The 2,594-nt window shown below is 69.9% G+C and carries 3 protein-coding genes; 1 reads left to right on the forward strand and 2 read right to left on the reverse strand.

Annotation, left to right across the window (positions count from 1 at the left end; translation table 11 throughout):
* The first annotated feature begins 122 nt into the window (after positions 1–122).
* Positions 123–1,196 (forward strand): AbrB family transcriptional regulator, encoded by a 1,074-nt coding sequence (locus AC27KI_RS22510; protein WP_487090737.1) that lies wholly within the window; start codon positions 123–125, stop codon positions 1,194–1,196.
* A 154-nt stretch (positions 1,197–1,350) separates the two neighbouring features.
* Here AC27KI_RS22510 and AC27KI_RS22515 read toward each other — a convergent pair whose 3' ends face one another.
* Positions 1,351–1,638, reverse strand: coding sequence for a BTH_I0359 family protein (locus AC27KI_RS22515; protein ID WP_272566968.1), 288 nt, complete (start codon positions 1,636–1,638; stop codon positions 1,351–1,353).
* A gap of 223 nt (positions 1,639–1,861) precedes the next feature.
* Positions 1,862–2,594: DUF3108 domain-containing protein (locus AC27KI_RS22520; RefSeq protein ID WP_487115926.1), on the reverse strand; the 733-nt coding region annotated here is incomplete at its 5' end.

The following is a 2,594-nucleotide window of genomic DNA, read 5'->3' on the forward strand; positions in this document are numbered from 1 at the left end:
AAGGGCAATGGGTACTAGGGCATTCGGCCTTTTTCCATCGCAATCCTGGCAGCGGGAAGGGGGCCGGTGCCGCGCGGGCGATACTTTCCCCTCCCCTGGATTTCGCCGTTCCGCGCCCACCGATGCTCTCTTTTCCACCTGCCCGCATCCTCCTCACCCTGGCCCTGGCCCTGGCGGCCGCGGTGGTGTGTCTGGCCCTGCACACGCCGCTGCCGTGGATGATCGGCCCGCTGGTCGCCACCGCGCTGCTGTCCATCTCGGGCGTGCCCACGGCCAGTTCGCGGCGCCTGCGCAATGCCGGGCAGTGGACCCTGGGCGCGGTGCTGGGCCTGTATTTCACGCCGCAGGTCACCGCGCTGGTGGCGGGGCTGTGGTGGGCGATCGCGCTGGGCGTGGCGTGGGCGCTGTTCGGGGGCTGGCTGTTCGGCGCATGGCTGTACCGCGTGCATGCGCCGCATTTGCAGGGCGTCCCGGCGCCGGTGGTGCGCGCGACCAGCTATTTCTCGGGCGCCATCGGCGCGGCCTCGGAGATGACCCTGCTGGCCGAGCGCGAACACGCCCGCACCGACCTCGTGGCCGCCAGCCACAGCCTGCGGCTGGTGATCGTGACGGTGACCATTCCGTTCGCGCTGCAGTTCAGCGGCCTGCACGGCCTGGACCTGCTGCCGCCCGCCGTGCGCGTGGTGGATGTGCAGGGCCTGGCGCTGCTGGCCGGCCTCACCGGCCTGGGCGCGCTGGCGATGGACCGCCTGGGCCGCGCCAACCCCTGGTTCATGGGCGCGCTGCTGGTCTCGATGGGCCTGGCCATGGCGGGCATCACGCTGTCGGCCGTGCCGCAGGCGCTGGTCAACGCCGCGCAGCTGGTGATCGGCGTCAGCCTGGGCGTGCGCTTTCGACCGGGCTTTTTGCACACCGCGCCGCGCTGGCTGGGCTCGGTGGCGATCGGCACGCTGGTGCTGCTCGCCGTGTGCGCCCTGTTCGCCGTGGCGCTGTCCCAGGCCACCGGGCTGCACTGGGTGACGATGGTGCTGGCCTCGGCCCCCGGCGGCATCGCCGAGATGTCGATCACCGCCAAGGTGCTGCAGCTGGGCGTGCCGGTGGTGACGGCCTTCCAGGTGTGCCGGCTGATCGCCGTGCTGCTGCTGGTGGCGCCGTTGTATCGGTGGATTTACCCGGCGACGAAGCCGGCCGGCTAGCCGCGCTGGCCCATGGGGTGTGCCTGGGCTGACATGACTTGAAAATGAGTGCCCCAGTGGCACACGCCATTCATGTCAATGGCTTGCCTAAACAGGAAGGAGCCACGGAGCCCATCCCCGTGGCCGTGGGATGGTGTGGGCGATGCAAGGTTCGTCAGTGCACCACCACCGGGTTCTGCGCCAGCCCCACGTAGCCGTCCAGCGTGTCCTCGACTTCTTCCTGCGTGGGGGTGTCGCGCTGCCAGGCCAGGATCTGCTGCTGGAACATTTCGGCCCACGAGCCGTCCAGGTACACCTCCTTGCCGGAGCGCTTGTCCACGATTTCGAAGCCGTGGCGCGCCAACTGGGGCGGGGTGGGCCAGCCTTTGGGGGCACCGTCCGCGGCGGCATCCGGCTGCATGTGGACCACCACGAAGGTTTCGGAGTCATAGAGCATGTGCATGGTGTTCCTCTGTCGGTGTGTTGCTGTCAGATGGCCACCCAGGTCGCTAAGTTCAAGCCCTGGCGCTTTCGGCGGTCGGTGAAAACCCGCCGGCTGCGTGAAAACAGTATTTCATGAATCCTGTGCGCGGGCGGCCTGATCCGCGAAGTAACCGCACTGTCCCACGCCCATGTGGGCGAAACCGCACAGGTTCTCGGGCGGTTCGCCGCGCCGCAAGCTGCGATCAGGGCGGTGCGTTGGCGCTCAGGCGCAGGTCGGCGAAGTCGCCGTTGGACTGCGTGATGCGGATGCGCGCCGGCAGAAAGCCCAGTGACGGCGCGAGCCAGAGCTCGGCCTTCTGGTCGTATTCCTTGCGCGGCAGGCGCTGCAGCTTGAGCGCGGGGGTGGCGCCGCGGGGCAGGTCCAGCATCTCGGTGCCTTCCACGGTGAAGGTCCAGCGGTCGGCGTAGCGCGCGCCCACGGTGGTCAGGGTGATCTGGGTGCCGTCGGGATAGCGCTCGGGGGCGGCGGCCAGCAGGGCGCCCAGTTGGATGAACACGCTCAGGCGGTCCTGCGCGCCCGCGCCGATGGCGGCCTGCGGCGTGTTGGCGCTGAAGGTCACGCGCCCCTGGCCGAAGTTGAAATGCGCGGCCTGCTCGCTGCGGGCCTTGTCGCCGAAGCGTTCCGGCTGCAGGCCGCTGGCGGTCACCTGCCCGGTGCTGGTCTGCGAGCGCGCGCCGATCAGGAAGGCCTTGATCTCCTGCCGGGCCTCGTAGCGGGCGCCGTCGTGGCGCCACAGCAGTTCGGCACTGGCGCGGTAGTTGAACTTCTTGGCCTGGCCGCTCACCTCGAACTCCAGGCGCACCGGATCGGGCAGGCGCGCGGGTGGCGGCGTGGTGCTGGCCGTGTTGGCGCCGGCGCCGGGCGGTCGGATGTCTACGCCGGCGCTGCTGTCCTGGGCGCTGTCGGTGGGCGAG

The sequence above is a fragment of the Acidovorax sp. KPB24-03 genome (assembly GCF_057546605.1).